At 75.4% G+C, this 2418-nt stretch carries 4 protein-coding genes; 2 read left to right on the top strand and 2 right to left on the bottom strand.

Going from position 1 to position 2418, the window contains the following annotated elements:
* Together J0670_RS39730 and J0670_RS35915 are read left to right on the top strand one after the other, a co-directional pair.
* On the top strand, positions 1–1007 hold a 1007-nt coding region (locus J0670_RS39730), incomplete at its 5' end, for an NUDIX hydrolase (protein ID WP_243438004.1).
* Positions 1008–1017: 10 nt separating this feature from the next.
* Positions 1018–1419 (top strand): DUF6188 family protein, encoded by a 402-nt coding sequence (locus J0670_RS35915; protein WP_207816857.1) that lies wholly within the window; start codon positions 1018–1020, stop codon positions 1417–1419.
* Between the two features lie 61 nt (positions 1420–1480).
* Here the strand turns inward: J0670_RS35915 and J0670_RS35910 are convergent, their stop codons facing one another.
* Both J0670_RS35910 and J0670_RS35905 read right to left on the bottom strand, forming a co-directional pair.
* Positions 1481–1855: a hypothetical protein gene (locus tag J0670_RS35910; protein ID WP_207816854.1), complete on the bottom strand. Its 375-nt coding sequence runs from the start codon at positions 1853–1855 to the stop codon at positions 1481–1483.
* Positions 1856–1925: 70 nt separating this feature from the next.
* The coding region (locus J0670_RS35905) for a roadblock/LC7 domain-containing protein (RefSeq protein ID WP_307806850.1) at positions 1926–2418 on the bottom strand (493 nt) is incomplete at its 5' end.

Below are 2418 nucleotides of genomic sequence, written 5' to 3'. Positions count from 1 at the left end.
GCGGGTGGGAGCCCACGGACCACTCGCCCCGGGCGACGGCCGTGCGGGAGATCGCCGAGGAGCTGGGGTTCACGCCCCGGTTGGGGTCGCTGGCCTGCGTGGACTGGGCGCTCGGCCCGAACCGTCCGCCGATCGTGGCGTACCTGTACTGGGGCGAGCCGTTGACGGCGGAGCAGGCGGCGGCGATCCGGCCGGACGCGGCGGAGGTCGCCGGCTGGGAGTGGCTGACGGCCGAACAGGCGGCGCACGCGCTGCCGCCCCAGCTGTCACGGCGGGTGGCGGCCTGCCTGCGGGCGCCGCGTACCGCCGGGCCGCTGGAGCTGGAGGACAGCCGGCCCGTCGGGCACACGCTGCGGGAACTGCCCGCCGACGGACCGGTGCCGGAGTACACCGGGCTGGCCGACGCACCCGGACTGGGAGCGGCGGCAGCCGGCCCGGTGCCGGAGCCGCCGATGGACCGCGACACCTACTACGCCAGCCGGCCGCGGATCCGGGCGAAGGCCCGGGCACTGTTCACCGACGGTGACGGCCGGGTGCTGCTGGTGCGGCTCCGGCCGTGGGACGGGCCGCGCGGACGGGTGCCGTACTGGACGCTGCCCGGCGGCGGGGTCGAGGCGGACCGCGAGGGGCCCCGGGCGGCGGCGCGGCGGGAGATCCACGAGGAGCTGGGCTGGCGGGTCGAGCCCGGACGGCTGCTGGCGCTGGACTGGCAGCCGGGAGCGGCGGCCGACCCGGCGGCCGACCCGGCGACCGGCCGGGACACCGCCGTCCTGGTGTACGTGTTCGACGGCGGGACGGCGACGGAGGAACTGCTCGGCTCGATCGAACTTCCGGAGCGGGAACTGGTGGACTGGCGGCTCTGCGACCCGAACGAGGCGCGGGCGCTGCTGACCGGGCCGTCCTGGGACCGTACGGCCGCCGCGCTGGCCGCCCGGGCGCACTCCGGCGGACCGGTCGAGCTGGTGCGCGGGCGGGTCGTCGCCGGACAGGAGCAGCCGCCCGGGTGACACTGGGGGCATGGAGAACGCGATCACGGAGGTGCTGGCCGGTCGCCGGGTGGAGTCGGTCAGCGGCGGCGGCCGGCTCGACCTGCGGCTCGACGGTCCGGTGACGGTACGGGTGGCACACGACTTCCGCTTCGCGGCGCCGTCCTTCGCCGCGCCGACCGGGGTCGAGCACTTCTTCCCGGCGCTGACCTTCCGGCCGAGCCCCGCCCTGCTGCGGCTGGTCGGCCGGACCCTCGACAGTGCCCGGATCACCCCGGCCGGCGGCCTGGAGCTGGGCTTCGCGGAGGGCGGGGCGCTGTCCGTGCCGCCGCACGCGCTGCTCGCGCCGTGGAGCGTGCTGACCGCCGGGGGCGCGCTGTGCGCCGGGCTGCCGGGCGGCGAGGTCCGGTGGACGGAGCCCGGCGGGGCCTGAGCCGCCGCCGGGGCCTCGTCCGAGCACTCGACGAGTCGGATCGGTGAGCCGGATCGGTGGCTCAGACCTCCAGGTCGGCCTCGATCCTGGTGAGCTGGTGGCGGGCCATCGCCAGGTTGGCGCGGGACTTGTCCAGCGCGAGGTAGAGGAAGAGGCCCTTGCCGGTGCGGCCGGTGAGCGGGCGGATCAGGTGGTACTGGCTGGTCAGGGTGATCAGGATGTCCTCGATGCCGTCCTGCAGGCCGAGCATGTCCATGGTGCGCATCTTGGCCCGGACCACATCGGTGTTCCCGGCCGCGGCCACGTTGAGGTCCAGGCCGCCGGGTCCGTCGAGGGTGGCGAGCGCCATGCCGCTGTTGTAGTCCACGAGGGCCGCGCCGATGGCGCCCTCGATGGTGGTCATGGCCTGCTTGAGCGCGCCGGCTGCGTCGGTCATGGTGGTCAACTCCCGTTGATCTGTAGCTGGTTGATGGGATGGATGCAGTTGGTTCGGGTGCCGGTCGGGGTCAGCCCGCGTCCAGCGGCTCCTTGGGTGCCAGGGCACCGCTCAGCAGCGCGGCGATGCGCTGGGCGCAGCGGCGGGCCTCCAGGTGGAGCCGGCCGACGTTGACGTCCGGGTGGGCCAGCAGGGTCAGCACGCAGCTGCCGCCGGCCGCGTAGGTGGCGACGTAGCCGTGCTCGCCGCGCACCAGCGACTCGCGGAACTCGCCCTGGCCGGTGGTGTCGGCGAGCCGCTGGGCCAGCGAGAGCGAGGCCGCCGTCATCGCGGCCAGGCCGGAGGGTTCCGCCCCGTGGGTGTCGTGCGCGACCAGCAGGCCGTCCACGCTGGCCACCAGGCCGCCCGCGAGGTGCGGGACGCGGCGTTTGACGGCGCGGAGTTCGGCGAGCAGCTCGGCCTCCAAGGCGATCAGTTGTCTCCTTCCGACACGCTGCTTGAGCGCCCGCCTCATGGCCGGTACGGCGGGGTCGCGGGCGGAGAGTTGCTCAAAGTCGGGCCTC

It is taken from the genome of Streptomyces sp. FH025 (genome assembly GCF_017427025.1).
Taxonomy (GTDB): domain Bacteria; phylum Actinomycetota; class Actinomycetes; order Streptomycetales; family Streptomycetaceae; genus Kitasatospora.
This window is presented reverse-complemented; position numbering and strand designations above follow the sequence as displayed.